At 65.5% G+C, this 26606-nt stretch carries 26 protein-coding genes; 20 read left to right on the top strand and 6 right to left on the bottom strand.

Annotated features, from left to right (window positions below; translation table 11 throughout):
• Positions 1-234 precede the first annotated feature (234 nt).
• Positions 235-2496, top strand: a complete 2262-nt coding sequence (locus BR71_RS07545; protein ID WP_240314999.1) for a penicillin-binding protein 1A — start codon at positions 235-237, stop codon at positions 2494-2496.
• Positions 2497-2560: 64 nt separating this feature from the next.
• Here BR71_RS07545 and gdhA read toward each other — a convergent pair whose 3' ends face one another.
• Positions 2561-3901 carry an NADP-specific glutamate dehydrogenase gene (gene gdhA / locus BR71_RS07540; RefSeq protein ID WP_043635094.1) on the bottom strand — a complete coding sequence of 447 codons (1341 nt, stop codon included), beginning with the start codon at positions 3899-3901 and terminating at the stop codon, positions 2561-2563.
• Positions 3902-4298: 397 nt separating this feature from the next.
• Between gdhA and BR71_RS07535 the strand changes: the two genes are divergently transcribed.
• The 9 genes from BR71_RS07535 to BR71_RS07495 all read left to right on the top strand — a co-directional run bounded on the left by BR71_RS07535 (position 4299) and on the right by BR71_RS07495 (position 11947).
• Positions 4299-4655, top strand: coding sequence for an NADH-quinone oxidoreductase subunit A (locus BR71_RS07535; RefSeq protein ID WP_019103334.1), 357 nt, complete (start codon positions 4299-4301; stop codon positions 4653-4655).
• A gap of 570 nt (positions 4656-5225) precedes the next feature.
• On the top strand, positions 5226-5717 hold the full coding sequence (locus BR71_RS07530; protein ID WP_269473792.1) for a c-type cytochrome: 492 nt from the start codon (positions 5226-5228) through the stop codon (positions 5715-5717).
• Positions 5718-5749: 32 nt separating this feature from the next.
• Positions 5750-7177, top strand: a complete 1428-nt coding sequence (locus tag BR71_RS07525; RefSeq protein ID WP_043635091.1) for a cbb3-type cytochrome c oxidase subunit I — start codon at positions 5750-5752, stop codon at positions 7175-7177.
• Positions 7178-7217: 40 nt separating this feature from the next.
• Positions 7218-7793: a cytochrome c oxidase subunit 3 gene (locus tag BR71_RS07520; RefSeq protein ID WP_043635087.1), complete on the top strand. Its 576-nt coding sequence runs from the start codon at positions 7218-7220 to the stop codon at positions 7791-7793.
• 65 nt (positions 7794-7858) lie between these two features.
• Complete coding sequence (locus BR71_RS07515; RefSeq protein WP_043635080.1) at positions 7859-8113, top strand: cytochrome C oxidase subunit IV family protein; 255 nt, start codon at positions 7859-7861, stop codon at positions 8111-8113.
• A gap of 10 nt (positions 8114-8123) precedes the next feature.
• Positions 8124-8927 carry a CbbQ/NirQ/NorQ/GpvN family protein gene (locus BR71_RS07510; protein ID WP_043635073.1) on the top strand — a complete coding sequence of 268 codons (804 nt, stop codon included), beginning with the start codon at positions 8124-8126 and terminating at the stop codon, positions 8925-8927.
• Between the two features lie 5 nt (positions 8928-8932).
• Positions 8933-10762 carry a nitric oxide reductase activation protein NorD gene (locus BR71_RS07505; RefSeq protein ID WP_043635065.1) on the top strand — a complete coding sequence of 610 codons (1830 nt, stop codon included), beginning with the start codon at positions 8933-8935 and terminating at the stop codon, positions 10760-10762.
• A gap of 156 nt (positions 10763-10918) precedes the next feature.
• Complete coding sequence (locus tag BR71_RS07500; RefSeq protein ID WP_043635063.1) at positions 10919-11119, top strand: DUF3079 domain-containing protein; 201 nt, start codon at positions 10919-10921, stop codon at positions 11117-11119.
• A gap of 138 nt (positions 11120-11257) precedes the next feature.
• Complete coding sequence (locus BR71_RS07495; protein WP_043635054.1) at positions 11258-11947, top strand: Crp/Fnr family transcriptional regulator; 690 nt, start codon at positions 11258-11260, stop codon at positions 11945-11947.
• A gap of 110 nt (positions 11948-12057) precedes the next feature.
• On the opposite strand, the gene BR71_RS07490 is transcribed toward BR71_RS07495, so the two are convergent.
• The 5 genes from BR71_RS07490 to BR71_RS07470 all read right to left on the bottom strand — a co-directional run bounded on the left by BR71_RS07490 (position 12058) and on the right by BR71_RS07470 (position 18581).
• Entirely contained in the window at positions 12058-12438 is a 381-nt protein-coding gene (locus tag BR71_RS07490; RefSeq protein ID WP_043635050.1) for a hypothetical protein, read from the bottom strand.
• A 359-nt stretch (positions 12439-12797) separates the two neighbouring features.
• Positions 12798-14327, bottom strand: a complete 1530-nt coding sequence (locus BR71_RS07485; RefSeq protein ID WP_043635045.1) for a hypothetical protein — start codon at positions 14325-14327, stop codon at positions 12798-12800.
• Positions 14328-14644: 317 nt separating this feature from the next.
• Positions 14645-15484 carry a hypothetical protein gene (locus tag BR71_RS07480; protein WP_043635043.1) on the bottom strand — a complete coding sequence of 280 codons (840 nt, stop codon included), beginning with the start codon at positions 15482-15484 and terminating at the stop codon, positions 14645-14647.
• Positions 15485-15518: 34 nt separating this feature from the next.
• Positions 15519-18122 carry a hypothetical protein gene (locus BR71_RS07475; protein WP_156038902.1) on the bottom strand — a complete coding sequence of 868 codons (2604 nt, stop codon included), beginning with the start codon at positions 18120-18122 and terminating at the stop codon, positions 15519-15521.
• Between the two features lie 57 nt (positions 18123-18179).
• Positions 18180-18581 (bottom strand): hypothetical protein, encoded by a 402-nt coding sequence (locus BR71_RS07470; RefSeq protein WP_043635034.1) that lies wholly within the window; start codon positions 18579-18581, stop codon positions 18180-18182.
• A gap of 615 nt (positions 18582-19196) precedes the next feature.
• Between BR71_RS07470 and BR71_RS07465 the strand changes: the two genes are divergently transcribed.
• The 10 genes from BR71_RS07465 to BR71_RS22830 all read left to right on the top strand — a co-directional run bounded on the left by BR71_RS07465 (position 19197) and on the right by BR71_RS22830 (position 26605).
• The gene (locus BR71_RS07465; RefSeq protein ID WP_052370418.1) at positions 19197-20891 is read left to right on the top strand and encodes a HilA/EilA family virulence transcriptional regulator; all 1695 of its coding nucleotides are present in this window, start codon (positions 19197-19199) and stop codon (positions 20889-20891) included.
• Positions 20888-21352: a type III secretion system invasion protein IagB gene (gene iagB / locus BR71_RS07460; protein ID WP_205208309.1), complete on the top strand. Its 465-nt coding sequence runs from the start codon at positions 20888-20890 to the stop codon at positions 21350-21352. The genes BR71_RS07465 and iagB overlap by 4 nt, the downstream gene beginning before the upstream one ends.
• Positions 21353-21660: 308 nt before the next feature.
• On the top strand, positions 21661-22107 hold the full coding sequence (locus BR71_RS24120; protein WP_156038901.1) for a hypothetical protein: 447 nt from the start codon (positions 21661-21663) through the stop codon (positions 22105-22107).
• A gap of 192 nt (positions 22108-22299) precedes the next feature.
• Positions 22300-23481 carry a PrgH/EprH family type III secretion inner membrane ring protein gene (locus BR71_RS07450; protein ID WP_081554495.1) on the top strand — a complete coding sequence of 394 codons (1182 nt, stop codon included), beginning with the start codon at positions 22300-22302 and terminating at the stop codon, positions 23479-23481.
• Positions 23482-23500: 19 nt separating this feature from the next.
• Positions 23501-23752: a type III secretion system needle complex protein gene (locus tag BR71_RS07445; RefSeq protein WP_043635026.1), complete on the top strand. Its 252-nt coding sequence runs from the start codon at positions 23501-23503 to the stop codon at positions 23750-23752.
• Between the two features lie 42 nt (positions 23753-23794).
• Positions 23795-24100, top strand: a complete 306-nt coding sequence (gene sctI / locus BR71_RS07440; protein ID WP_043635024.1) for a type III secretion system inner rod subunit SctI — start codon at positions 23795-23797, stop codon at positions 24098-24100.
• The gene (locus BR71_RS07435) at positions 24097-24852 is read left to right on the top strand and encodes an EscJ/YscJ/HrcJ family type III secretion inner membrane ring protein (RefSeq protein WP_052370417.1); all 756 of its coding nucleotides are present in this window, start codon (positions 24097-24099) and stop codon (positions 24850-24852) included. The genes sctI and BR71_RS07435 overlap by 4 nt, the downstream gene beginning before the upstream one ends.
• Positions 24845-25432: a type III secretion apparatus protein OrgA/MxiK gene (locus BR71_RS07430; RefSeq protein WP_043635018.1), complete on the top strand. Its 588-nt coding sequence runs from the start codon at positions 24845-24847 to the stop codon at positions 25430-25432. The genes BR71_RS07435 and BR71_RS07430 overlap by 8 nt, the downstream gene beginning before the upstream one ends.
• Positions 25389-26084 carry an oxygen-regulated invasion protein OrgB gene (locus BR71_RS07425; protein WP_156038899.1) on the top strand — a complete coding sequence of 232 codons (696 nt, stop codon included), beginning with the start codon at positions 25389-25391 and terminating at the stop codon, positions 26082-26084. The genes BR71_RS07430 and BR71_RS07425 overlap by 44 nt, the downstream gene beginning before the upstream one ends.
• Complete coding sequence (locus BR71_RS22830) at positions 26081-26605, top strand: hypothetical protein (RefSeq protein WP_052370416.1); 525 nt, start codon at positions 26081-26083, stop codon at positions 26603-26605. The genes BR71_RS07425 and BR71_RS22830 overlap by 4 nt, the downstream gene beginning before the upstream one ends.
• Position 26606 lies beyond the last annotated feature (1 nt).

The raw sequence follows: 26606 nt of genomic DNA, 5'->3' as shown, positions 1-26606 counted from the left end.
AGTTTGTCGATAAGCATCAGGTGCCTCGATTGGTCCTATGCGACAGTTTTTTGGCCTGTCGCTGCCATTGTTTGTCTTGCCTGCTTTCACAAGACGTTATAATCCGGTTTCCAGTGAAAGCCCATTGTAAATATGCTAAGACGAATCCTCGCAATACTTGCAGGTCTGTTTCTAGGTGGAGCCGTATTGGTTGCTGGCGCAGGCGCCATTGCAATCATCATAACCTACCCGCGCTTGCCGAGTCTTGATGTACTGACGGACTATCGTCCGAAAATTCCCCTTCGCGTATATTCCGCCGACAATCAACTGATAGGCGAATTCGGCGAAGAGCGTCGTTCCTTCTCCCGAATCCACGAAGTGCCGCAGTTAATGAAGCAGGCGGTGATGGCGGCAGAGGACGAGCGTTTCTACCAGCACAGCGGCGTTGATTACGTTGGCGTGGTACGCGCGGCAGTTGGCAATCTGGTGTCCGGACACGCCCGTTCCGGCGCCAGCACCATCACCATGCAGGTGGCAAAGAACTTCTTTCTGTCCAGCGAGAAAACCTTTACCCGCAAGTTCAACGAAGCGCTGCTGGCCTTCAAGATCGAACACACGCTGACCAAGGATCAGATCCTGGAGCTGTACTTCAACCAGATCTATCTGGGGCAGCGCGCCTACGGTTTCTCCGCCGCGGCGCAGGCCTATTACGGCAAGCCGCTGGCGGACTTGTCCGTGGCGGAAATGGCGATGCTGGCCGGCCTGCCCAAGGCGCCGTCCGCCTACAACCCCATCGTCAACCCGGACCGTGCCCGTCTGCGCCAGCAATACGTGCTGCGCCGGATGCGCGAGCTCAACTTCATCACTCAGGAGCAATACGACGCCGCCTTGGCGGAGCCGATGAAGCTGGCCAGCCAGAGCGCGGACAGCAGCAGCCAGCCGGCGCAGTATGTGGCGGAAATGGTGCGCCAGGCGATGTATGAGCGCTATCGCGAATCGGCGTACACCGAAGGCTTCAAGGTTTACACCACGCTGGACAGCCGTCACCAGAAATGGGCGTACGACGCCTTGCGCGCCGGCCTGGTGGATTACGACCGCAAAATGGGCTACCGCGGTCCAGAGAGCACAGTGGAACTGTCCGGCGCCGAAGGCGAGCAGCAGACCGAGGCGCTGGATGACGCCATTAGCGAACTGCGCGACAGCGGCGACATGCTGCCGGCCATCGTCTTGTCCGCCAGCCCTGCGGAAGTGCGTGCCTATATGCGCGGCGGCAAGGTGGCGGTAATCAAGGGCAACGGTCTGGACTTCGCCCGCCGCGCCCTGGGCGGCAAGGTCAGCGCCGCGCAGCAGATCCGCCGCGGTTCGGTCATCCGCATCCGTGCGCATGAAAAAGGCTATTGGGAAATCGTGCAGATGCCGGAAGTGGAGGGCGCCTTCGTGTCCATGGACACCCGCACCGGCGCGATCCGCTCGCTGGTGGGCGGTTTCGACTTCAACCGCCGCAGCTTCAACCATGTGACCCAGGCCTGGCGCCAGCCCGGCTCCACCTTCAAGCCCTTTATCTACTCCGCCGGCATCGAACGCGGCCTGACGCCGTCTACGATGATCAACGACGCGCCGCTGTCGGTGGTGGGCGCGGACGGTCAGCGCTGGGAACCCAAGAACGACAACGGCAAATTCGCCGGCATGATTACCATGCGCAGCGGTTTGACCCAGTCCAAAAACCTGGTGTCCGTGCGGGTGCTGATGGCCACCGGCACCGATTACGCCCAGCAATACATCCAGCGTTTCGGCTTCGCCGCCAAGCAGCATCCGGCTTACCTGACCATGGCGCTGGGCGCCGGCGCGGTGACGCCGCTGCAAATGGTGGAGGGCTACTCGGTGTTCGCCAATGGCGGCTACCGCAGCAAGGGCTATTTCATCGACCGCATCGAAGACCAGTCCGGCCGCGTGCTGGCCAAGACCGTGCCCACTGTCGCAGGCCAGAACGCGCCGCAGGCCATAGACCCGCGCAACGCCTTCATCATGAGCTCCATGCTCAAGGACGTGGTGCGCTACGGCACCGGCTACCGCGCGATGAGCCTGGGCCGCACCGATCTGGCCGGCAAAACCGGCACCACCTCGGATTGGAAGGACGCCTGGTTCGTTGGCTACAACCCCAATCTGGTGGCCGCCGCCTGGGTGGGCTTTGATCAGCCGCGCTCGTTGGGCCGCTACGGTTACGGCGGCACCGCGGCGCTGCCGGTGTGGATCAATTACATGGCCAATGCGCTCAAGGGGCAGCCGGAAGTGGACATGCCGGTACCGGCAGGCATTGTGGTCAAGGCGGGCGCCGGCCAGCGCGGCGGTGACGAGTACTACTATGAAGAGTTCCAGAAGACCAATCCGGAACTGAAGGTGGACAACCACGGCGCAGTGCCGGGCGCGGGCGGCGACGCCAGCGGCGGTGCCAGCGAGACGCAGGACAAGCCTGCCGCGCAGGATGCGGTGGAGAACGTCAAGGACCAGTTGTTCTAGAAACGTGCTCCATTCAATGTGCACAGCCCCGCCTCCCGGCGGGGCTTTTGCATGGGCGGCTAGCTCAGATCACGCCTTGCGCCAGCATCGCCGCCGCCACCTTGCCGAAGGCCGCCACATTGGCGCCGCGTGCGTAGTCTACAGCGCCGTCCGGCTGGCCGCCGTGCCGCACGCAGGCCTCGTGAATCTCCTCCATGATACGGCGTAGCCTGGCGTCCACCTCCTGCGCGCTCCAGGGCAAATGGGTGGCGTTCTGGCTCATTTCCAGGCCGGACACCGCCACGCCGCCGGCGTTGGAGGCCTTGCCGGGGGCGTACAGCGCGCCGGCCCGCTGAAAGCGCTGCGCCGCTTGGGCGGGGCAGGGCATATTGGCCCCTTCCGCCACGCAGAAGCAGCCATTGGCCAACAAGGCTTCCGCATCGTCGGCGTCCAGCTCGTTTTGCGTGGCGCAGGGCAGCGCGATATCGCAGCGCAAGCGCCATGGGCGCTGTCCAAGGAGAAAGTCCAGGCCGTGGTTGGCGGCGAAAGCGGCCAGCCGGCCGCGGCGTTGGTGCTTGTGTTCGACCAATGCCGCCAGCAAGTCCGGGCTGAGGCCATCCGGCAGGCTGAGCGTGCCTTCCGAATCCGACAGGCTGATTACCCGGACGCCCAGCGCCAGCAGCTTTTCCGCCGCGTACAGCGCGACGTTGCCTGAACCGGACAAGGCGGCACGCTGGCCGGCCAGCGTCTGTCCGCGCGTGGCCAGCATGCGTTCGACGAAATACGCCAGGCCGTAGCCGGTGGCCTCCGGCCGCATCAGGCTGCCGCCGTAGCTGGGTCCTTTGCCGGTGAATACGCCTGAAAACTGATTGCTCAAGCGCTTGTGCTGGCCGAACAGATAGCCGATCTCGCGCGCGCCGACGCCAATGTCGCCGGCCGGCACATCGGTTTCCGCGCCGATATGGCGGAACAGCTCGCTGGCGAAGGCTTGGCAGAAGCGCATCACCTCGCCCTCGCTCTTGCCCTTGGGGTCGAAGTCCGCTCCGCCTTTGGCGCCGCCCAGAGGCAGGCCGGTCAAGGCGTTCTTGAAGGTTTGTTCGAAAGCCAGGAATTTCAGCGTGCCCAGCGTCACCGAGGGATGAAAGCGCAGGCCGCCCTTGTACGGCCCCAGCGCGCTGTTCATCTGCACCCGGTAGCCGCGATTGACCTGGACGTGGCCGTGATCGTCCACCCAGGACACGCGGAACAGGATGACGCGCTCCGGCTCCAGCAGCCGCTCCAGCAAGCCGTGGTCGAAGAAGTGCGGATGGCTACCCAGGAAGTCGTCCAGGCCGTGCAGCACTTCCGCTGCGGCCTGGTGGAATTCGATTTGTTCCGGGTCGCGCAGGCGAACCCGGTCCAATAAAGTTTGCAGAGCATGATGCATGGACGAGACCTTTGGTGTGGCGGGCCGAGCGGGTGAGCCGGCCCTGTGTTGTCATGGGTCGTGTAAAGAGCGGTCCGCAGCGCCGGAGCTTGATATGAGTTGTGAGCGAGGAGTCCGGCGAAGCGGCGGTATGTCTGCCTGGCCGCGGGTGGCGGGCAAGCTTGCCGCGGAGCGGCGGGGGCGAGCGGGTCCGATCGGACGCGGGGCCGTGAGCCGCGTTGCTCGGGGTGGCCGGATGACGCGGGAATCCCCAGTGTAACCGATATCCCCGCTGCTCTCCCCCCGGCCTGGTCGTCATGACGGGCCGCTTCCCATCGGTATATTTTCCTTGGGGTGCAAACTTGGCGCTTGGGGGCGGTCTATCTCTCTTTGCAAACTATCCGGAGGAGTCGGCCCCATGCTGCAGAATTACTTTCCCATCCTGTTATTCATCGTTGTCGGACTGCTGGTGGGAGTGGTGCCGCTGCTGATGGGCAAGTTGTTGGGGCCCAACCGGCCGGATCCGGAAAAACTATCGCCGTATGAATGCGGCTTCGAGGCCTTCGAAGACGCGCGCATGCGCTTCGATGTCCGCTACTACCTGGTGGCCATCTTGTTCATTCTGTTCGATCTGGAAGTCGCCTTCATGATCCCCTGGGCCGTGACGCTGAAGGAGCTGGGCGGTTTTGGCTTGGGCGCGATGGCGGTGTTCCTGGGCGTGCTGGTCGTCGGCTTCATCTATGAATGGAAAAAGGGCGCCCTGCAGTGGGACTGAGGATAGGCTGAGCCAGCGCTCTCGCACCCGCGCCCGCATTGCCGGCGCGGGTTTGTTTTTGGGGACGCGCCTCAGGATAAGACGCGCCGGCCGGCGCGATGTAGTTCAGGCGGGCGTTAAAAACGCTTTCAGAATGCTCATGCACCACCTGTACGTTCCGTTTCTTCAACCGTTTTCGTCTTGTTTCACCTTGGCTCGCGAGATCGTAAACACGTTCTTAGCGCCAAGGCCCAGTCCTGCGCGCGGATCGCCGTTTCACAGGAGGCGAACGCGTGCCGCAAGCGCGGTGTTGCTCAACAAGGATGTCGATGGCGCTCATGACCTGTACTCGTGGGATGGGGGCGCAGTATGGCCGCGGCGGCGGCTGAATGACCCGGATCAAGAAATTCCAAACCATGACTCAGTCCCGGCGCAGCGCTCGCCGGGTGGAAAGAGCGGGGCGGCGGCGTCCAGATCGGAGAAGGGAAATGGGGCGGATCATGGCGCCCTCCTTGCGGTTGGCGGTGGCGGATGGCGCCGTGTAGGCCGCCGGACTGCTGGAAATCGTTGATTCGAATCAATGCTCCCGGAATGCCCGAATCCGTACAGTTCGGCCCGAGTACCGCGCCGGCGGTGCAAGCATTCGAGGAGGACATGATGAGCGCGAGCTTCACCAAATCGACCGCCCGCAATATTTTTTACGGCGGCTCGGTTTTCTTTTTTCTGTTGTTTCTGGGGCTGACCCTGGACACCACCCTGGCCTTGCCCAGCCATAACGCCAAGGCTCAACTCACCGAGCAGGCGGTGCGCGGCAAGAAAATCTGGGAGACGCGCAGTTGCGGCGGCTGCCACACCCTGCTGGGCGAAGGCGCCTACTTTGGGCCGGAGCTGGGCAACGTCTACGTGCGCCGCGGCCCGGAATTCATCAAGGGCTGGATGCAGGCGATGCCAACCAACGCGCCGGGCCGCCGCCAGATGCCGCAGTTCCATCTGAACCCGGCCGAGCTGGACGACCTGGTGGCCTTCCTGAAATACGCGTCGCAGATCAACACCAATAACTGGCCGCCCAATATCGAGGGCTGATCCCGTCCCATCCCTTTCCCTTGGAGAACACAATGAGCAACGCTACCGTGGCCACGCCGCCGCGCGGCGCGGCCGCCGCCGTCGCGCAGGTGCGCTACCGCTCGCAGGCCGTGGCCAAACCCTATTTCATCGCCGCCATCGGCCTGTTTATCGGCCAGATCGTGTTTGGCCTGATCATCGGCCTGCAATACGTGATCGGCGATTTTCTGTTTCCCGCCGTGCCCTTCGGCACCGCCCGCATGGTGCATACCAACCTGCTGATCGTCTGGCTGCTGTTTGGCTTCATGGGTGCCGGCTACTACCTGATCCCGGAGGAGAGCGAGCGCGAACTGCACAGCCCGCGGCTGGCCATCATCACCTTCTGGGTGTTCCTGGTGGCCGGCGCGTTGACCATACTCGGCTACCTGGGTCTGCCTTACCATGAGCTGGCCCGGCTCACCGGCAACGACCTGCTGCCCACCATGGGCCGCGGTTATCTGGAACAGCCGCTGATCACTAAAGTGGGCATCGTGTTGGTGGCGCTGTCCTTCCTCTACAACCTGTCCATGACCCTGCTGGCCGGCCGCAAGACCAGCATCAGCATGGTGATGATGCTGGGCCTGTGGGGCCTGGCCGTGTTCTTCCTGTTCTCCTTTGTTAACCCCGACAACCTGGTGCTGGACAAGTACTACTGGTGGTGGGTGGTGCACCTGTGGGTGGAAGGCGTGTGGGAGCTGATCATGGGCGCGATGCTGGCCTTCGTCCTGGTCAAGGTGACCGGGGTGGACCGCGAGGTGATCGAAAAATGGCTGTACCTGATCATCGCCATGACGCTGATCACCGGCATCATCGGCACCGGCCACCATTACTTCTGGATTGGCGTGCCGGCTTACTGGCAACTGTGGGGTTCCATCTTCTCCGCGCTGGAGCCGGTGCCCTTCTTCATGATGACCCTGTTCGCCTTCAATATGGTCAAACGCCGCCGCCGCGAACACCCCAACCAGGCCGCCACGCTGTGGGCATTGGGCACCGGGGTGATGTTCTTCCTCGGCGCCGGGGTGTGGGGCTTCATCGGCACGCTGTCGGTGGTCAATTACTACACCCACGGCACCCAGGTGACCGCCTCCCACGGCCATATGGCCTTCTATGGCGCTTACGTGATGGTGGTGCTGACCATGATCTCCTACACCATGCCGCTGCTGCGCGGCCGCGAGGCCAATTGCGCGCAGGCGCAGAAAGTGGAAAAAACCGCGTTCTGGGTGATGACCCTGTCCATCGTGGCCATCACTTTGTGCCTTACCGCCGCCGGCGCAGTCCAGGTGTGGTTGCAGCGGATGTCCGTCGCGCCGCTGTCCTTCATGGAGACGCAAGAAAGGATCATGCCCATCTACTGGGGGCGCTGGGTGTTTGGCATCAGCTTCTTCTGCGGGCTGGTGTTGTACGTGATCAGCTTCTTTGTGACCGGCAAGCGCGAGGATTGATGATGGCGCAAGCAAGGATGGCGACGCGGAAGGCCCCGGCATGGAACTGAGCGCGCCGCCGGAGCGCCGCGTGCCGGGTGATCTGGCGATGTGGTGTTTCATCCTGGCCGAGCTGGCGGTGTTCGGCGTGTTCTTCCTGGCTTATGCCTGGGCACGCCGGCAACAGCCGGCCTTGTTCGCAGCGGGGCAGGGCAAGCTGGAGCTGGGCCTGCCCACGCTCAATACCCTGCTGTTGCTGGCCGGCAGCGCCGCCATGCTGGCCGCGCTCAGCGCCTTTTCCGCTGGGAGGCAATGCGCCGGGCGGCGCTGGCTGGCGCTGACCTTGCTGGCCGGCGGTGGCTTTCTCGGCTTGAAAGGCTATGAGCTGGTGGGTAAAGCCTTGCAGGGCATCACCTTGTCCAGCAACGATTTCTGGATGTTCTACCTGTCGTTGACGGTGTTTCATTTCCTGCATGTGGTATTGGGCATGGTGATTGTGGCGGCGGTGTGGCGGCTGGCACGCAACGGCCGTTACACGCCGGAGTCCATGAACGAGGTGGAAACCGCCGCCGCCTATTGGCATATGGTGGATCTGGTGTGGTTGTTGCTGTTTGCTCTGGTCTACGTGGCGAGATAAAGCGGCCGCGCAAAGCCTTATTTCGCATCAAGGCGGCTGCCGCGCCGCATCGGCATCATGCCCTCATGACTTATCCCACCCCTTTTACGCAAACCGGCCTGTGGCTGCTCTTGTCCGGGCTGACCCTGCTGGCGGCCTGGCTGGCAGAAGGCGGCCGGTTGCCGCATCTGGCGCTGATCGCTCTGGGCTTGGCCTGGCTCAAGGGCGTATTGCTGGTGGAGCGCTATATGGGCTTGCGCGAGGCGCCGCGCTGGCTGCGTGCGCTGGTGCAGGGCTGGCTGGCGCTGGTGTCGGCCGCGCTGCTGCTCAGCTTTATCTGAAGGAACGCCGATGAACGCGCCTGAACTCCTGACTATTCCTGTCCCCTTCTATCAGCCGCAAGGCGCGGAGTGCGAGCTGTTCGAAGCCGCCTGGCGTCAGCAATTGCCGGTGCTGATCAAAGGCCCCACCGGCTGCGGAAAGACCCGCTTCGTCGCCCATATGGCGGCCCGGCTCGGCCTGCCGCTGATCACCGTTTCCTGTCACGACGACCTGAGCGCCGCCGACCTGGTGGGCCGCCACTTGATCGCCGACGGCGCCACCGTGTGGTGCGACGGCCCGCTGACCCGCGCGGTGCGCATAGGCGGCATCTGCTACCTGGACGAAGTGGTGGAAGCGCGCAAGGACACCACCGTGGTGTTGCACCCGCTGACCGACGACCGCCGCATCCTGCCGGTGGAGCGCACCGGCGAAGTGCTGCAAGCGCCGCCGGGCTTCATGCTGGTGGTGTCCTACAACCCCGGCTACCAGCATGTGCTGAAAACGCTGAAACCCAGTACCCGCCAACGCTTCGTCGCCATGGCTTTCGATTTTCCGCCGCCGGAAGTGGAAATCGGCGTGCTGATGCTGGAAAGCGGAATCGGCGAAGCGCTGGCGCGCCAGCTGGTGACGCTGGCCGGCCAGCTGCGGCGTTTGTCCGGCTACGACCTGGAAGAAGCCGCCAGCACGCGGTTGCTGGTGTACGCCGCCAAGCTGATCCAGGCCGGCCTGCCGCCTTTGCAAGCCTGCCGCACCGCGCTGGCGGAACCGCTGAGCGACGACGCCGACACCGTGGCGGCGCTGCTGGCGGTCATCCAGACCCAATTCCCGGACTGAGCGGCATGGAAGACATTGTCGGCGGCTGGTGGGACACACTGGCGCGGCGCGCGGCGCGGCGCGGTTTCCCGGAATGCGCGGTAGAGCTGGCCCAGGTGACGGCGCAAGCGCCGCTGTTCTTCCGCGCCATGGGCGGCGACCCGGCGTTGACGCTGCGCTCCACCGTGGGCACCGAGCACGGTGCGCGGCGCGGCTGGCTGCAGCGGTTGGCCGGCACCGGGTCCAGGGTGGAGCTGGCCTGGCGAGACAGCCAGGTGCTCTATCTGCCGGAACGCATCGACAGCTTTCCCAGCGCGGGCCTCAACCGAGACTGTTACTTCTGGCTGCTGGCCCAAGCCGCTTACGCCGCCGGCAGCGATGGCGACTGGCTGAGCCGCAACCGCCTGGCCGCGTCACGCGCCTTGGCGGACATGCCGGGCCTGGCTGCCGTTTACCACCGGTTGGCGGCGGCCGCCTTGGAACTGCGGCCGAATCCCGCCAGCCTGCCGCCGGCGGAGGCCGCAGTGGAGCGCGCGATACAGGCGGCGCTGAGCCGGCCGGAACACGCCGTGACGCTGCCGCCGTTGAGCAGACCGCCGCAACCGGTGCCGCTGTGGCTGCACCCGGAACCGCCGCTGACGGACGCCGACGGGCAGGCCAGCCCCCACGCCGACGGCGAACGCGGCGGCGGCAAGGACGCCCAGCGCCAGCGTCGCCGCTATCGCGCCCGGCGCATGGAACAGGACCCGCGCAAGAACGGCATGCTGATGGTGTTCCGCGCGGAAAGCCTGTTCACCTGGGACGAATACGTCAAAGTCAACCGCCACAATGACGACGACGATGACGGCAACGGCGAAATCGCCGCCGAAGACATGAACCGGCTGACCCTGGACCAGGACGCCCACACTCGCGGCAGCCGGCTGCGTTTCGATCTCGACCTGCCGGCCGCCGCCTACGACGACACTCCGCTGGGGCCGGGCATCAAGCTGCCGGAATGGCACTGGAAGCGGCAATGCCTGGTGGAGGACCACTGTCTGCTGCGGCCGATGCTGCCGCGCGACGCCGCGCCGTCCCCGCTGCCGGAGCGTTTACAGCCGCTGGCGCGTCGGCTGCGGCGGCAATTCCAGTCGTTGGCGCCGGAGCGCTGCCGACGCAGCGGCGAAACCGCCGGGCCGGACATCGACCTGGACCGGCTGATCCGCTTCCTTGCGGAACGGCGCGGCGGCGCGGCGCTTAGCGAGCCGGCGCTGTATCAGGACTGGCCGCCCGGCGAGCGCAGCCTGGCCTGCCTGACCCTGGCCGACCTGTCCCTGTCCACCGAAAGCTGGCTGGGCGAAACCGGCCGGGTGATCGACGTGATCCGCGACAGCCTGCTGCTGTTTGCCGAGGCTTTGAGCGCCAGCGGCGACGATTTCGGCCTGTACGGCTTCTCCTCGCTGCGGCGGCAGGAAGTGCGGCTGCAAATCCTGAAAGACTTTGCCGAGCGTTACGACGACGCCGCCCGCGGCCGCATCCTCGCCATCCGCCCCGGCTACTACACCCGCATGGGCGCGGCCATCCGCCAGTGCGCCCGCATTCTGAGCGAGCGGCCGGCGCGGCGGCGTTTGTTGTTGCTGATCTCGGACGGCAAGCCCAACGATCTGGACCATTACGAAGGCCGCTACGGCATAGAAGACACGCGCCAGGCGGTGCTGGAAGCCCGCCGCGCCGGCCTGACACCGTTCTGCGTCACCATAGACCGCGAGGCGGGCGACTACCTGCCGCATCTGTTCGGCCGCAACGGTTATGCACTCGTGCGGCAGGCGGAGCGCTTGCCGCAGGCGTTGACCAGGCTGTATGCCAGCCTTACCGCATGAACGCGGCCAACAAAACCCCTGATGCTGCGTCGGCGCGCCTTGCCTCAGGGATTGTGTTAGCCGCTCTAGCGGGCGGAATGGCCGTTGTTTGATCAGGCTCCAAGTCCGCTTGAGTCATGACTGGCAAGCTGAAAGTCACCCACAACGAAGACCCTCATGGCCAAAAAATTCCCGCTTCACCCCGCCCACCCCGAACGCATCTGCTGGGGTTGTGATCTGTATTGCCCGGCCCACTCCCTGCAATGCGGCAACGGCTCCAGCCGCACCCAGCACCCGGCGGAAGTGCTGGGCGATGATTGGTATCTGCACGGCGACTGGGGCCTGGACGATTCGCCTGTCGTGCTCAAAGACGGCTGACAAGACAATCCCCCGTTTCTCCCGCCACGCGGCCGGCTCTAATCACATCGAACTAGGCCGCTGCTGCCAATGGCGCATGGCCGTTGGCGGAGCGCGATTTTATAGTGTAAGCCTCCACCCTTATCGAGCCACACCGTCATGAGCCATCTGGACATCCCATCCTTCCTGCGCCACCAGCCGCTGTTCCAGCAACTCTCCCCGGAACAGATACAAGCGCTGGTGCCGCACACCCAAGAACTGCGCGGCCTCAAGGGCCAGGTAATCTTCCAGAAGGGCGACCCCTGCGACGGCATGTTTCTGGTGGTGTACGGCCGGGTGAAGCTGGCGCTGTCCTCGGCGCAGGGCAGTGAAAAAGTGATGGAAATCGTCCACCCCGGCCAGAGTTTTGCCGAGGCGGTGATGTTCCTGGGCCGGCCCTGCCCGGTAATGGCCCAGTTTCTGGAAGACGGCATGCTGCTCAAAGTGGAAGCGGCCGGCATCCTGCAAGCGATAGACCACGACCCGGCCTTTGCCCGGCGCTTGCTGGCTGGCCTGTCGCTGCGCCTGCACGGCCTGGTGCGGGACGTGGAGCGCTACTCCATAGAAAGCTCTTTGCAGCGGGTGATTGGCTATCTGCTGCAACACATCCCGGAGGAGGGCGATAGCCTCACGCCGCAGGTATCGCTGCCGGTGAACAAAAGCCTGATCGCCTCCCGGCTCAACCTGACCCCGGAAACCTTCTCGCGCATGCTGCACCAGTTGATCGAAGCGGAGCTGATCCAGGTGGACGGCCGCGACATCACGCTGGTGGATGTGGAGCGGCTGAAGGCCTTCGGCAGCTGCGCTTAGAACGCCCCGGAGCGTAGCGATACCCACCTGCAACAGGTCTGCCCAATAAGCGGCCGGATAGCCGCCTATTGGCGGTTATCGTCTAAGGCCCCGCCCATATGCCCCCTGAGTCACAGCAAAGGGTTGAAGTGCTCCAAGCCCTGTTTCAAGCGCTGCTCTATCGGTTCCAGCAAGGCCAAGGCCTCTTCGCTGCTGAACAGCAGCGGCTCGTCGCGTCGTTCCAGCAAAGTCAGCAAGGCCAACAGCCCAGTGTGGGCGGCGCGCATATCCATCATCCCGCGCAGCAAGGCGGAGTCCAGTTCGACATAGCACTGGTTGATTTGCTGGCCCAACTCGTTCAGCAGCGCCGCATCGCCGGCAGCAGCAGGCAAGCGCTGGGAACATGAATACAACTGCTCTATCACCGGCACAGCGGCGGGTGCGACAGTTTGGCCTGCGCAGTGGGGACAGGCGGGCGGCGGCATGGCGGGGGGAAAGGTAGAGAAGGTCATCACGGTCTCCATGTCATCTTTGGAAACCTGCCCAGGCGAGGCTGGGGCAGGCACATGACAAGGTTGCAGGACCGGCTAACTCTACCAAAAACCGGTAGCCCGAAGGCTCCCTGCCACGGCCCGCCCCGAATGGGTACGGCGTGGCAGCAGACGTAACGGTGCCAAAGCGGACCGTTGTATCTGCGGGAGAGTTAAATGATGGGCCTGCAAACCCTGCGCGGTGTGATTGAGCACGGCGCGGGACCAAGCCTAAACAGGCTGCAGAGGGCGTCAAGAACGCTGGACGGGGTTGCCCCCGCCCGCGGCACGAAAAAGCCACGGCGGGGAGGCCGCGGCCTTTCGGTGGCAGAAGTCGCCGCTCAGGCACGCCACTGCTCGATCTGCGCCGGCGTACCGTGGAACTCCACATCATGCGCGCGCGGGCTCAGATCCAAGTCGGGATGCTGGCTCAGCAGCGGCGCCAGCGTATCCGCATGCGCGCTCAGGAAACGCGCCATCTGCTCGCTGCCCTCGGGGCAAGGCGTTTCCGCCGTCGCCTGCATTCGCTGATACAGTTCAGGCTGATTCACCGCGGCTAGATTGGTCGGCACATAGGGGCGGTTGGCGGCGGCGGCCTCGGCGATGGGGAAGGTTTCAGCAAAGGTGTGATAGCCACCAAAATTCATGAAGGCGGCGATCCCCAGGCCAGCCGCCAACGCCAGCTCAGGCTTGCCGTAAATCCGTTCCTCGCCCAGGGTATTGAGCGCCAGCAAAATATCGCAGGTACCCCCGGATTGAGCGCCTGCGGAAGGCAGGCCTTGCGTATTGCTCTCCATCGCAAACGCGCCGAAGGGCTGCCAACGGTTAATACCGGTGCCGTGCGTCATGGCATGCTGTTCCAGCATCTTGCCGATGCCTAGCTGTGCATAAGCCTCCGGCACCGCGCCCATGTCCGCCTCCGACATGGTGAACGGGCGGCTCAGATCGGCGATAGGCGCGCCTTCGCGCGGAATCGCATTGATATTCTGGTTGCGGTCGCCCAAGGCCTGGCGCAAAGCCGCGTCGTCCGCCCCATCGACGGTGCGCTGCACCACTTGGCCAAAGCCCAGGCCATATTTGGCGGCATCCTCGTACACCCCGTTCACCGCGCGCGCGCCGCCTTCTTCCGTCGCCACCATAGGCATGCGCTCGCTGCGCGCGCGGCTCAATGGATTATCGAAACCCGGCGTACGGGTCTTGCCGGCGAATTCCTTGAAGCGGGCGGCGAAGTCATCCGCCTGCGCGGACAGGCCCGCCTCGCGCAACAAGGCGCAGCAGGCGTCGGCGTTGGCCTGTTTGTGCTGGGAGAACAGTTCCGGCTTGGCCTGGTTTTCCACCGGGTTCATCAGTTGCCACACCGTGGTGCCGAACGCGCTCAAGGTACGGATCTTGGTCAGCAGTTCGGCGTGCCCCTGCTTGCCGGAACCATCGGCGCGGCCTTGCAGCGGGGTGCTCAGCGTATCCAGTAGCCAAGGCTGGAAGTCCTGCCCGCCATTCATCTGTCGGCCAATCTGGTCCGACTCCGCCGACAGCGGCTTGATCGCCGCTTGCAACACCGCGCCCAGCGTCTGTTCGCGACCCTGGAAATACACGGTGCGGCCAGCGGCTTCTCCCTGCCCCTCCAGCATGTGGCGCAGCAAGCCCGCCAATTGCCGTGCGTGCTGGTCGAACACATCGCCCATCTTGCCCGGCCGGTCCAGCAAGGACATGCTGGCGCCCGCTTCAAAAAACTTGCTGTTGCTGACCGCCTGCTGCTGGGCGGCCGACAAGGCCACGCCCTGCGGCCCGCTTTTGGCTGTCGCCTCCGGCTTGCCTTGGGCGTCCATGCCGAATATCGCGTTCAACGTACCGCCTGATCTGGATACAAACATGGCGAGCTTCCTTTCAAAGTTGAATTCAGCCGCCAATCTCCCACCAAGCGCCAATCCAAACTTTCAGAAAAAGACCACAGTAACAAGAAGGCCAACGACTAAGCTGAACACCGTCAAAATAAAGCGGCGCGCCGATTTGGCGCGCCGCTTGCGTGTGAGAGCCTGTTCAAAGTCTCGCGGGCAAGGACGAGGCAAGGCGAAAACGAGCGAAAAAACGGAATGGTCTAGCGGTACATGAGCATGTTGAGTTTGTACTCACCCTGCAACGCTTCACGAAGCGCAGCAGACATTGAACAAGCTCTGAGAACATTCCGTCTTCAACGCCCGGCCTGGCGGTAAGGCGCCATCACCTCCGCCAGTTCCGCCCTGTCTTCGTGCGGAGCCAGCACCGCCAGCTTGGACAGATCCATTTTGCCGTCCAGGAAGGCCAGCAGCCGTTCCAGATCGTCCAGATCGCTCATATAGTGGCCGGACGACAGCACCAGCGACCGGGCCTTGCCGTCGCGCAGCTCTATCATCGCCGCCGCCCGCACCGGCTTGCCGGCGCTGGTGCTGGTGTGGTGCAAGCGCCCCAGCACCGCGTCGTGGACGAACAGCCTGTCGTTTCGGTCCAGCACCAGGATGGCGTAGCCAGGCATGCCCAGCTTGCCGTTGGATCCGGCGGTGTCGATGAGCGCGCCGTCCGGCCGCCGCCATACGCCATCGACCACTTCGGCCAAATAGGGCTTGAGCGCGGCGGCGTCGCTCAGATAGCTGACTTGCGGCGCGTCGCCCAGGCGCGCCATGCGCGGCGGCTGACCGGGCCTCGCCAGATTGATTTCCAGCTGAGGGCGGGCATCCATCCAGGCGAAGAAGTTTTCCCTGGCATTGTCGCCGCTGGCCACCCATTGCCGGTGCGCCGGCTGCGCGTACTCCCGGTAGCGATGTCGCGGGTCGCGCGCTTCACGCAGTTCTTCGTCCACCAGTCCGGTTTCGCCTTCTCTGGGCATCAGGGAGGCGACGAAGCGGGCGGCGTCGCGGAAACGCTCCAAGGGGCGCGGCGGGGGTTCGCAAACGCTATCGACGCCCTTGACCGCTTGCGCCAGCCGGCTGGATGCCGCCGGCGGCGCTTCCGGGCGCGGCGGCGGCGTGGCCGCGCCGCTTGCCGTGATTCTCATCAGAATGTGTCCTCTTGTTCGTTGTCCATGCCCGCTAGCGCGCCAGCGGCAGTTCTTCCCAACCGGCGAAACTCTGCTTGTCCGCCTGCCATAAGGGGAACTGGCGCTCCATCATCGCGTCCAGCGCGTCCAGCGCGGCGTCCCCGGCGCGCCTGGAGCCGCTGACCGCGAAGCGCTCCATCGCGGCGAAGAAATCCGCGCCGTCCACGCCCTGGCGCTTCAGGTAGTAGCCGGCCTCTTGCCGCACCGCGGAGTCCGGTTCGGCCAGCTTGCGGCATAGAGCTTCCAGCGCCGGCCGTTGCGCCTCTCTCATGGCCGGCCAGCGCTCGCTCTCATCCACCGCCTTCAGGTGCAAATAGTGCATCAGCGGCGCGCTCAGGCTGTTGTCGCCCCAACGCTCGCCCAGCACCGCGGTGGCGGAGGAGCCGGCGTTAAGACCCAGTTCCAGCGACACCCCCGGCTGCAGCGGCACGCCGCCGGAGGCGGACACACCCAGGTTGCCGCTGGCGCTAACCCGGCTCAACTGGAGCCGGAAGCCGGCGGCCTCCGCCGGGAAATCCGCCTGGGTCTGGTATTGCGGCCGGTAAAAACGCAGCAGCAGGGTCAGCGCGCCGCCGCCTTGCAAGCCCACAGCACTTTGCAGCCCGGCCAGCGCAGCAGGCACTTCGGCTGCCAGGCCGTGAGGCGCAAGCTGCGCGCTCAGCGCGTCGCGCAAGGCGTCCAGCGGCCAAGAGCCGCTCAGATTACCGGACAGGATCAGTCTCACGTCCTTGTAATCCCCCGCCCTCACCGGGTTGTGATGCACCCGGGTGCGCTCGGTCAACGAAGCTTCCGCTTTCAGGCCCAGCGGGCCAAGCGCGCCGCCCAGGTCCAAAGCGATGCTGCGGTCGCGGATTTGCAGGCGCAGCACGTCGTGAAAGCTGGTGCGCTTGGCCAGCGCCGCCGCGTCGTGTCGGATGGGCGGCGCGTACAAACGCGGCGCCAATTGGTCCAGGCTTTGCAACAGGCTCTCGTCGCCCTTGCCCGCCGCGGTCAGCGTCAACGCGGCGTGGGCCAGCGCCATATTGGCCAGCGTTTCCTCGCGGCTTCCCGCGCGCCAGGCGGCCTGAATCGAGCGCTCCACCGCCGCGCCGCCCTGGCGCTTGCCGATGCCGGCGTCCAGTTGCTGGGCAACGGCGCAGAAATGTTCGAATTCGGCGCGCAAACCGTCCGCCGCGTCGCGCAGCTTCTCCGGCGCCAGTTCGCGCAGCGCCGCCATGTTCTGCGCGCAGCTAAGTCCGCTTAGCGGATGATTGCGCGCGTCCGCGCCCATCAGCGCGGCGGCTTTTTGTTCAATGCCGGCCAGCCGTTGCTGGGCGATCGTCGCGTTGCGCGCCGCGCCCTGTTCCTGGCGCAGGCCTTGCCAGATCGGCGTCAGCGCGTCGGCCTGAATGTCGATGCGCTCCACCGCCGCGCCAACGCCGGCCCCGACGCCGACCGCTTCGGCGCGGGCGGAAGCGCTGCCCTTGACGCTGTCCACCTTGCTGGGCGGCAGATAGGGCACCTGCGCGCCGGGCAGGGACGCCGCGCTGTCGCGCTGCCCCAGCCAGCCCAGCAACACGCCCAGCCGTTGTTGTTGATCCGCAGCCTGCTGTTGCAGTTGCTGGTACTGACGCAATTCATTGCCGTGGCTGGGGCGGAACAGGCGGATCAGCGCCCCCACCGCGGTGCGGGCGCTGAGGCCCAAGGTGTCGCGGCGCGAGCCGTGAGCCAACTGGTCCGCCTTCAGTTTGACGAAGGCGGTGGCGCTGGCGTATTCGGTCGCCACGGTGCGTTGGCGGCGGCCTTCCACCGCGCCGGACAAGGAGGCGACGCCGACGCCGCCCTGAACCCCGGCGCGCGCGGACACCGCCCTGCCTTGGTTCTGGAACACGAAGCCTTCGTCGTCGTTGTCCATTCCGCGGCTCCAGGCCAGGCCCACACTGAGAGTGGCCTTGGCTCCGGCGCCGGCTTCTCCCAGCCCCAGGCCGACGCCGACCGCACCGCCGACGCTGCGCTCCTGGCTGGCGCCCGGCTGATCAAAGCGCTGGAATTGCGGCAGCAGCTGCGCTTCCGCCTCCGTCCGCGCCAATTGCGCCCAAGCCGCCTGGCCCAACAAGGCCAGCCGCTGGCTCAGCTCCGCCAGCGGACTGCCCGGCGTCGCCGTGCGCGCCAACGCCTCCATGTCCAGCGACAGCCGCGCGCATTCCTTGATGTCCAGCGGCGTCCGCGCATCGCCGGCCGCCAGCGTCCGCCGCAAGCTTTCCACGATGGCCACCGTCTTGGGCGTCACTGCGTGGCTGCGCGGAAGGATGTTCAGCGCCTGCACCCAGCGCGGCCAGCGCGAGCGCTCCGGCTCCGCCTGGCGATACGCTTCGCGTTTCATCGCCAGCAAGGTCTGGCCCAGATCCTCGCGCCGCAAACGCAGCTTGTCGTCGCTGAGCACCACCTGGCTGCCCCGCGCCGGCGGCGCGTCTTCTACGCTGCGTTCCGCCGCGCCCCGCGCGCCGTTGAACGCCGCGGCCAGGCCTTGTGCCGGCCGCGAGGCCGAAGATTCCGATAAACGGCGGAAGCCCTGCAACCGCACCGTACCCGCCCCGCTTGCAACTGTGTCCAACATGGATGCCTCCTCGCGCCGCATCGCGGCTCAAACGCCGGGCCGAGCCCGCGCGCCTGTCTAGTTTTCGCCGTTGCCGGCCTTCAAGTTCGCGGCCATCGCCAGTGGCGACAGCCTTTCCGACTGCAGCCGCTGCTTCAGCTCCGTCAAGCTCGGCAGCAGCTCTTGCAATTGCCCGCGCGTCTCAGCGCTGATTGTCTTGTCTGCCGCGCCTTGGGCCGCCAAATCGCAATATTTGGCACAGTCCCGAGCCAGCCCGGCTTGCACTGCCTGCCAGGCGTCGGCGTCGCAGGTTCCCGGCTTCTGTTCGACAGCCGGCGCCTGCGCCGTCATGCCGCCGCCGCTCAGCGCGGCCGCGAGCAGGCTTTGCGGCCGCGCGGACGCCACGCTTGGCTGCGACTCGGACAGCCCCCCCAAACCGGGGGGATTGGCGATCGGCTTCGACGAAACATTAAAAGGCATTTCAAACGCTCCTGATTTGGCGGCGAGGCCAGAACGACGGTGATGAGAGGCCGCCGGCGCATGCCCGGCGACAGCGTCAAACTACCCCAACACGCCTGTCCGAACTTGCATAAATCGGCCGCGGCCCAGCCCCCGCCGCCCCCCTCGTTTTTGAGAGTTTTCCCATTTGTAGCAAGCACTCCCTCACGTAGTATTCCTACACACCCCAAATTTATGCGAAGGAAATCAAAACCCTATTTATCAACCCCATGGCATAAGAACAGGATGAACAAGACCATGTCATTCGCTGAACATTTTTTGCAAGCTGGCCCTCGTCGGCAAAAGTACCATCCACTCTCTCTGTTTTTATGACCGGATAAAGGCTTTGAGCGTCAGTTGACGACACTGGCAATTCCAGGCGATAGCGGGCGGGAAGCGGCGGATACACGTCGCGCGATGCGAATCCGCAGCCGGCCCCAAGAACCAGCGCAAATCACCCAACAGATCCACCGAACAAAAAACACGCCGACATGCAGCGATGCTACGGGGAATAGCACACAAGTCGCGGCATTGGTCGACTCGATCCGCATGGTCCGCCGTGCGCTATTGCGCCGTGCGCGCAAGAGGAACTAGAAGATGGCGTTACATAAAGATGGCTTCATGAACAGGCAATTTGTTTTTGGCGACTTCGTCTTGCACTTCGACGGCATGCTGCTGCATCGCGAGCAGCAAATCAGCATTCCGCCCAAGGAACTGGCGGTGCTGACCGCTCTGCTGGAAGCGGCGGGAGAGCTGGTCAGCAAGGACGCGCTTTTGGACCGCGTCTGGCCGGACGGCGAAGTCAACGAGGAATCGCTGACCCGCTGCATCTACGCGCTGCGGCGCATCCTGCTGGAAACCAAGGACTGCCGCTACATCGACACCGTTTACGGCAAGGGCTATCGCTTCAGCCGTCCGGTGGCCATGGTGTCCAAACCCACGCCGCTCGCGGCTCAATGCTCTGTGGCGGTGCTGCCTTTCCGCACCCACCCTCAACTGGACGCGGTCAGCCTGCACAACGCTCTGGTGCAATGTCTGTCGCGCTACTCGCCGTTCGGCCTGATCGTGCTGCCGGCCACCATCACCCAGAACTGCCGCGACGTCACCGACATCGTGGCGATGATCGACCAGCTTCGCCCGGACTACTACCTGGCCGGCCAGACTCTGCAACAAGGCGGCGTCTGGAAGCTGCGGGTGGAATTGGTGCGCGCCGCCGGCCATCAACTGATTCACCATGAAAGCATAGAGCTAAGCCCGGAACAGCCCATCACCGCGCTGCAGACCCGGCTGGCCAGCCTGCTGCCGCAACGCATTCCCGGCCTGCGCTGGAATCAGGGGCAAAACAATGAACTGGGCTCTCTGGACATGGCCATCACCTATCTGAACGGCCGCCACGAACTGCAACAACACACCCCCTCCAGCCTGCGCCGCGCGCTGATGCTGCTGCGTCAGTGCGTCAACGCCGGCCCCAGCCACGCGCTGCCTTATTGCAGCTTGGCCGAGTGCTATCTGACCTTGGCCCAGCTGGGACTGTTCGACCAGGCCCAGGCGCTGAGCCAGGCGCAGCAGGCGGTGAACAAGGCGGTGGAGCTGGACGCGGCCAACCCGCAGGCGCTGGGCTTGCTGGCCCTGCTCAGCAGCATGCGCTCTCAGCAGGCGGTGGCCGAGGCCCTGTTCGAACAGGCGCGGCTGCTGGCGCCGGATGCCGTCGACATCCATTACTACCACGCCTGGCATTTATTCCTGTCCGGCAAGCTGGCCCAGGCGCAACAAGCGCTGGACGCCTGCCTGGAGCGCGATCCTTCGCGCATCTCCGCCAGCATTCTCAAACTGTGGCTGACCTATTACGAGCGCCGCATCGAAGACGCGGTGTCGCTGGGCAAGCGCCAGCTCTGCCAATACGGCCAGAACCATCCGGTGCTACAAAGCGTGCTGGCGCTGTTGCTGGGGCTGCAAGGCCAGTACGCGCAAGCCGACGAGCTGGTGCAGGCGGTGCGGGACTCCGGCGAGGAAGCGGGCCTGCTCGCCCTCAATCACTGCTATGTCGATTACTGCCGACACGGCGACGCCGCGGTGCCCGCGCTGCGGGCCTTCCTCGCCAAGGTGGACAGCCGCCAGGTGCGGTCCAGCCTGTTGCCGCTGATTCTGGCCGCGCAAGGCCCGGAGGCCGCAGTCCAGCACTGGCGCCAATTGCAGGCCGAAGGCTATCTGTGGATCAAGGCCTGGCGCCACGATCCGCGTCTGAGCGAACTGGCGGAACAGGCCCAGCCTTGCCAGCCGGAGGCCGCGTGATCCGCGTCGGCCTGTTGTCCGCTCTCTTGTTGTGCGCCGGCGGGGCGCGGGCGGACTGTTGGGATCGCGCCGGCCGCATGTTCAACATCGCGCCGGACTTACTCTACGCCATCGCCCAGCAGGAGTCCGGGCTCAAGCCGGACGCGGTGGGACGCAACCGCGACGGCAGCCGGGACCTGGGCCTGATGCAGATCAACAGCGCTCATCTGCCGCGGCTGCGTCAGTTGGGCGTCACCGAACCGCAGTTGATGGGCGACGCTTGCCTGTCCGTGATCGTCGGCGCCTCCATCCTGGCCGAGATGATGAAACGCTACGGTTACTCCTGGGAGGCGGTGGGCGCTTACAACGCCGGCACCGCGCCCAGCCGCCGCGCCTTGCGCATGCGTTACGCCGAGCAAGTGTGGCGGCGCTATCAGAAACTGCGTCAAGCCGCCCCACCCCCAAGCAAGGAGCTCTCATGATTCGCTCGCTTCCCCCGCAGCGCCCGCAGCCCGTGGCGGCCCCGGTCGCCGCCCCAAGAACCTGTCCGCAGCCGGCCTGGACCGCCCAGCTGCGCGGCGTCAGCCAAGCGGCCTCGCCTCAGCCAGCGCCGCGCACGGCTCAGCCCAGCCGCTCGGTCAGCCAACTGCGGCAAGCTTTCCAACAAGCGGCGTCCCAGCCGCCCGCGAAAACATTGGCTCGACCCGCCGGCAAACTGCGACTGCCCATGCCCCTGGCGGACAGTGCCTCAACCCGCGCCAATGCCGCTCCGACGCCCAGGCGCGACCCGATGGCGCTGCTGCGCCAACGCATGACGCCCGAGGCGCTCAAGGATTTTGAGCAAAAACTGGCTGACACCGCCGGCAAGTGCGCCCCGGTCAAGACGCCGCAGCAATCGGTAGCCGTCGTTCAAGCCGCGCCTGCCGTAATGGCCGCCGCGCCGCAGCCAACGCAGCCCGGGCAGATTCCGCCGCCGCCGCCGCCCCCACCGCCGCCCGTCAACGCGGCGGCCCCTGCTGCCGGCCCGGCGCGCGTCTGGAACAAGATCGCGGCGGCCAGCGCAGCGGATATACAGCAATTACGCGACGAGCAAAGCCAAAAACTGCGCAAGGAGCCGGGTTCTAAACCCTCGGCCGCCTCGCCGGCGGGAAATGAGCTCATCAAGGAATTGAAAGAGCGGCAGGCCCTTAGAGAACAAAGAATGGCAGCGCGGGCCGCTGACGCCCAAGAGCGCTAAACCCGCGCCGTCCCCGATCCCCCTTTACATGGCGGCCGCCGCTTCCACGGCACGCCGCCATGCTTTTTCCCTCCTCCCCGAATCTGATTCCCCACCCGAGATTTCATCGGTTTTCCATCAGGAATCCGTTCCGTCTTGTCCGTAAAGTGAATGCCAATATCGCAGAACCTTGCGCACTCACCGACAGACACCATGGCAGCTGAAGACATTACTCTCTCCGCGCCGGCGCCCATCGTGGTCCGCCTGCTCAACAGTCCGCTGCGCGGCTGCGAATTCCTTTTGCAACCGGGCAAGACCTTGTTTCTGGTGGGCCCGGCCGCCGCCCTGACCGAAGCCGGCCAGTTGCCGGAATTGCCGGCCGACGCTCTGTTCATTCCCCTGGAACAGGGGGGCGTCAATTTCGAAGTGCTGATTGATCGCGCCGAGCCAGACCGAGTGACTTTGCGCGAACTGGGCGACGCCGGCGTGGACGAGCGTCCGGCCGAATTCAACCGCCCGCTGCGCATCGGCGCGCTGGAACTGGCGCTGCGGCCGGAGCACCTGTCCTGGTCGCCGGAGGTGCTGGGTCACGGCCAGGACGCGCCGCAGCCGGAACAAAAACCGGCGCGTCGCCACGCCGCCGCCGCGGTGGCGCTGGCGGTGCTCGCCGTCCTGTTGCTGGCAGGCGGCGGCTATTGGCTGTGGAACACCCCTCAACGCCAGGCCTCGGAATTGAACGCGCTGCTGGGACGCGACAGCCAACGCTTCCAGGTGCTGCCCGGCCGCGACGGCGTGTTCTACGTCGCCGCCGCCAATGAGCGGGATAGCGCCTGGGCGCGGCAGGTACTGGCGCGCGGCGATTACAACCGCCCGGCGCGGGTGCTCAGCCCGCGGCAGGAAAACGAACGCGTCGGCCGCTGGCTGGCGGATCACTACCCGCACCTGCCCTATTACCGCTTGCAGCTGGACAACCCGCGCCGGCCTCAGCTTTGGGTCAGCCAACAGCGCGCCGCGCTGGGCGGGCCGGCCAGTCAGGCGCTGTCGCAGCGGCTGGCCGAGCAGATGCCCTACGCCGACGCGGTGGACATTGTGCCGGTGGACGACGCCGCCGCCGCGAGTCAGGCCGAAACCGGCCTGTCGCGCCAGGCGCTGCCCTTCACCCGCAGCGAGCAGCCCAACGGCGTCACCTTCGTAATCCAGGGCTCGCTGGACGACGGCGAACTGTTGCGCGCGCGTCGCTTCGTCGACGACTACTACCGCCAATGGGGCGGCCGCTACGTGCAATTCGCCATTGAATTGAAGGACGACTGGCTCAAGGGCAAGTCCTTCAAGTACGGCAACCAGGGTTACGTCAAGATGGCGACCGGCCACTGGTATTTCCCCAAACCACTCTAGAACCACAAGGTAATTCACCATGGCAATCGATCTCCCTAACAAAGACTGGACACTCAGCGATATGTCCGGCGAGTTCGACAACGGCGTAGCGCAACTGCAAGAGGAGTTGAAAACCGCGCTGGACGACCTGAACAAGAACCCGTCCAACCCCAAGATCCTGGCCGACTACCAGAGCAAGCTGTCCGAATACAACCTGTACCGCAATGCGCAATCCAACACCGTCAAGGTGTTCAAGGATATCGACGCGGCCATTATCCAGAACTTCCGCTAAACCTCGACGCCGGCCACGCGCCGGCGCTTCAGGAGTCCACCCATGATTCCCATCGCCGCCCAGTCTCTGGACGCGCTGGCCACTCAGGTCAGCGATATCACCCGCTCCGAACACAATCTCGTGTCGCTGGACGACCGCCTGATCCAGGCCTTCTCTCAAAACGCCGTCAATGTAGGCATGGAGAAGGACGCTATTCTGCAACGGCTGGAACAGCCGGGTCTGTTGAGCAACCCCGCCGTGCTGATGGAACTGCAGCAGCGCACTTCCAATTACAACCTGGAGGTGTCCATGATCAGCACCCTCACCCGCAAGACCGTGGGCGCGGTAGAAAGCCTGTTGCGCTCATGATCCGCCATGGTTTCAAAGCCGTATTGCTGGCATTGCTGCTGACCGGCTGCCAGCAGAAAGACCTGCTCAAGGGCCTGGACCAGCAGCAGGCCAATGAAGTGATTGCCGTCTTGCAACGCCACAATATCGAAGCCGACAAGACCGACCGCGGCAAGGCCGGCTTCAGCATCGCCGTGGCGCAGCCGGACTTCGCCGCCGCCGTGGACTGGCTGAAGGCCTACAACCTGCCGTCGCGGCCGCGGGTGGAAGTGGCGCAGATGTTCCCGGCGGATTCCCTGGTGTCCTCGCCGCGCGCGGAGAAGGCGCGGCTGTATTCCGCCATAGAGCAGCGGCTGGAACAGTCGCTGCAAACCATGGACGGCGTGCTGTCCGCGCGCGTGCACGTCAGCTACGACCTGGATTCCGGCGAGGGCGGCCGCGCCGCCAAGCCCATCCATTTGTCCGCGCTGGCGGTGTACGACCGCGACGTGGACCCGGAGCAGATGGTCAACGACATCAAGCGCTTCCTGAAGAACAGCTTCGCCGACATCGATTACGACAATATCTCGGTGGTGCTGTCGCGGCGCAGCGAAGCGCAGCAGCAGGCGCCCACCGCCCCGGCGGAAGAGCGCGGCTCCGGCCTGAGTTGGCTGATGGCCGGCGTGGCGCTGATCGCGCTCTTGGGCGCGGCCGCCGGCTGGCTGTGGCAGCGCCGGGCGCCCAAACCCGCCGCCGAGCCCCCCGCCTCCGAGCCGCAGACCGGACATGAGTAAGCCGCCCGCCGCCCGTTCCCCGGCGCTGCAAGCGCTGCTGTACGACCCGCTGGCCTATCTCCACCCGCGGAGGCTGGTCCTGCCATCGGCGCTGACCGCCTCCGCCGCCGCGCGCGCCGCGGCCAATGAACTGGTGATTTCCGCCTATCGGCTGGACAGCGACTGCGCCGACGCCCAGTTGGACCCGCTGGCGCGGCAATGGCTGCGCCACTGGCGGCGGCTGCCGCAAACCGCCTATCTGCTGGGCTGCCACGCCTTGCGCGCCGGCCTGGGCTGGCAGGCCGGTCTGCTGCGGCTGCCGGACTGGGCTCAGGAATTCGCCGCCGTGGCGCTGCCGCCGGACGCCGCCGCCGCGCAACGGCCGGCGCTCAGCCACGGCGCGCTGCTGCTCACCGGCTACGGCCGCCTGCAAGCTTGGCGCGAGCGGCTGCCGCGCCCCTTGGCGCAACGCTTGCCGCTGCTGTTCCCGCCGGAGGCCGACGCCGCGCCGCCGCAACCGGCGGCCGACGCCCTGATTTTGACCTTGGCCCTACAACATGCCCAGAGACATCCCCACACCCCGCCCGCCGACCGCCGCTGAAGGCGTGCTGGTGCGCCGCGGCCAGCTGCGCCGCGCCGCACGCGCTGATCAACTGGAGCGCGACGCGCGGCAACAGGCGCAGCGCGTGCTGCGCGAAGCCGAGCGCCAGGCCGAATCCTTGCGCCGGCAAGCCAGCCAGGAGGGCTACCAGCAAGGCATGCTCGCCGCGCTGAAACACGCGGCCGCCCATCTGGCCGCCAGCCAGGCCATGGCCTGGAACTGGCGCGAGCGGCTGGAGCAAGAGGCGCGCGCCATGCTGGCCGCCGCGGTGGACCATCCGGACACGCTGCTGCTCCTGCTGGACGAATGGCTGCGCGGCCTGGATCAGCCGGACGCCACCCTCTATCTCCAGCTGCCCAAGCGCGCCCGCGCGCTGCAGCCTCAGTTGATGACGCTGCTGGCGGAAAACTGGCCCGGCGCCATCCAGATCGACTACCACGCCGACGCGCGCTTCATGATGCGCTGCGCGGACCAGGCGGCGGAGTTCTCGCCGGAACAGTACGTGGAACCAGCCAGCCGCCAGTTGCTGCAATGCCTGGAGCCCTTGCCCCAGGACTGCCGCCGTTTGTCGGAACAGGCGCTGCGCGGCTTGATCGCGCAACTGGAACAAGACCTGGCGGCCTTGGCCGCCGCAGACAGGAGCCCGGAATGATCCCCTCGCTGACCCCTTACGCCATGGGCCGCGCCGCCGCGCCCGGCGACGACCTCATCCCGCTGCAACAGCGGCTGCTGGCCGCGGCGCAAGACGTCGACGGCGCCGCGCCGCCGGCCGAAACGCCGGAGACCGACGACGCCAAGCCGGTGGAGCCGCCGCCGCACAAATGGCCGGATTTCCAGTCCGATCCAGTAGCGATAGCCTTCCTCGCGGCGCTACGCGAGCTGCCGCCGCCTGCGTCCGACTCGCAAGAGGACAAACAGCGCTACGCCGATGCCGTCGGCAGGCTGCTGCGCGACTTCAAGGACCCAGCCTCCGGCGAACTAGCCTTCCGAACACTGCAAGAGCAAAACGACATGATCCAGCGCACGCTGGAACAGCTTGACGCCGCCTCACCGCTGCACACCGCGCTGATGACCTCGCTGGTGAGCAATATCGGTATTGAGAGCATGATGACTCAATGGATGCAGGACGCGATTCTGTCCGGCGGCGTGCCCAAGGAGATGGAGGACTGGTGAT

Origin of the sequence: Chromobacterium haemolyticum DSM 19808 (assembly GCF_000711885.1) — a bacterium.
Taxonomy (GTDB): domain Bacteria; phylum Pseudomonadota; class Gammaproteobacteria; order Burkholderiales; family Chromobacteriaceae; genus Chromobacterium; species Chromobacterium haemolyticum.
This window is presented reverse-complemented; position numbering and strand designations above follow the sequence as displayed.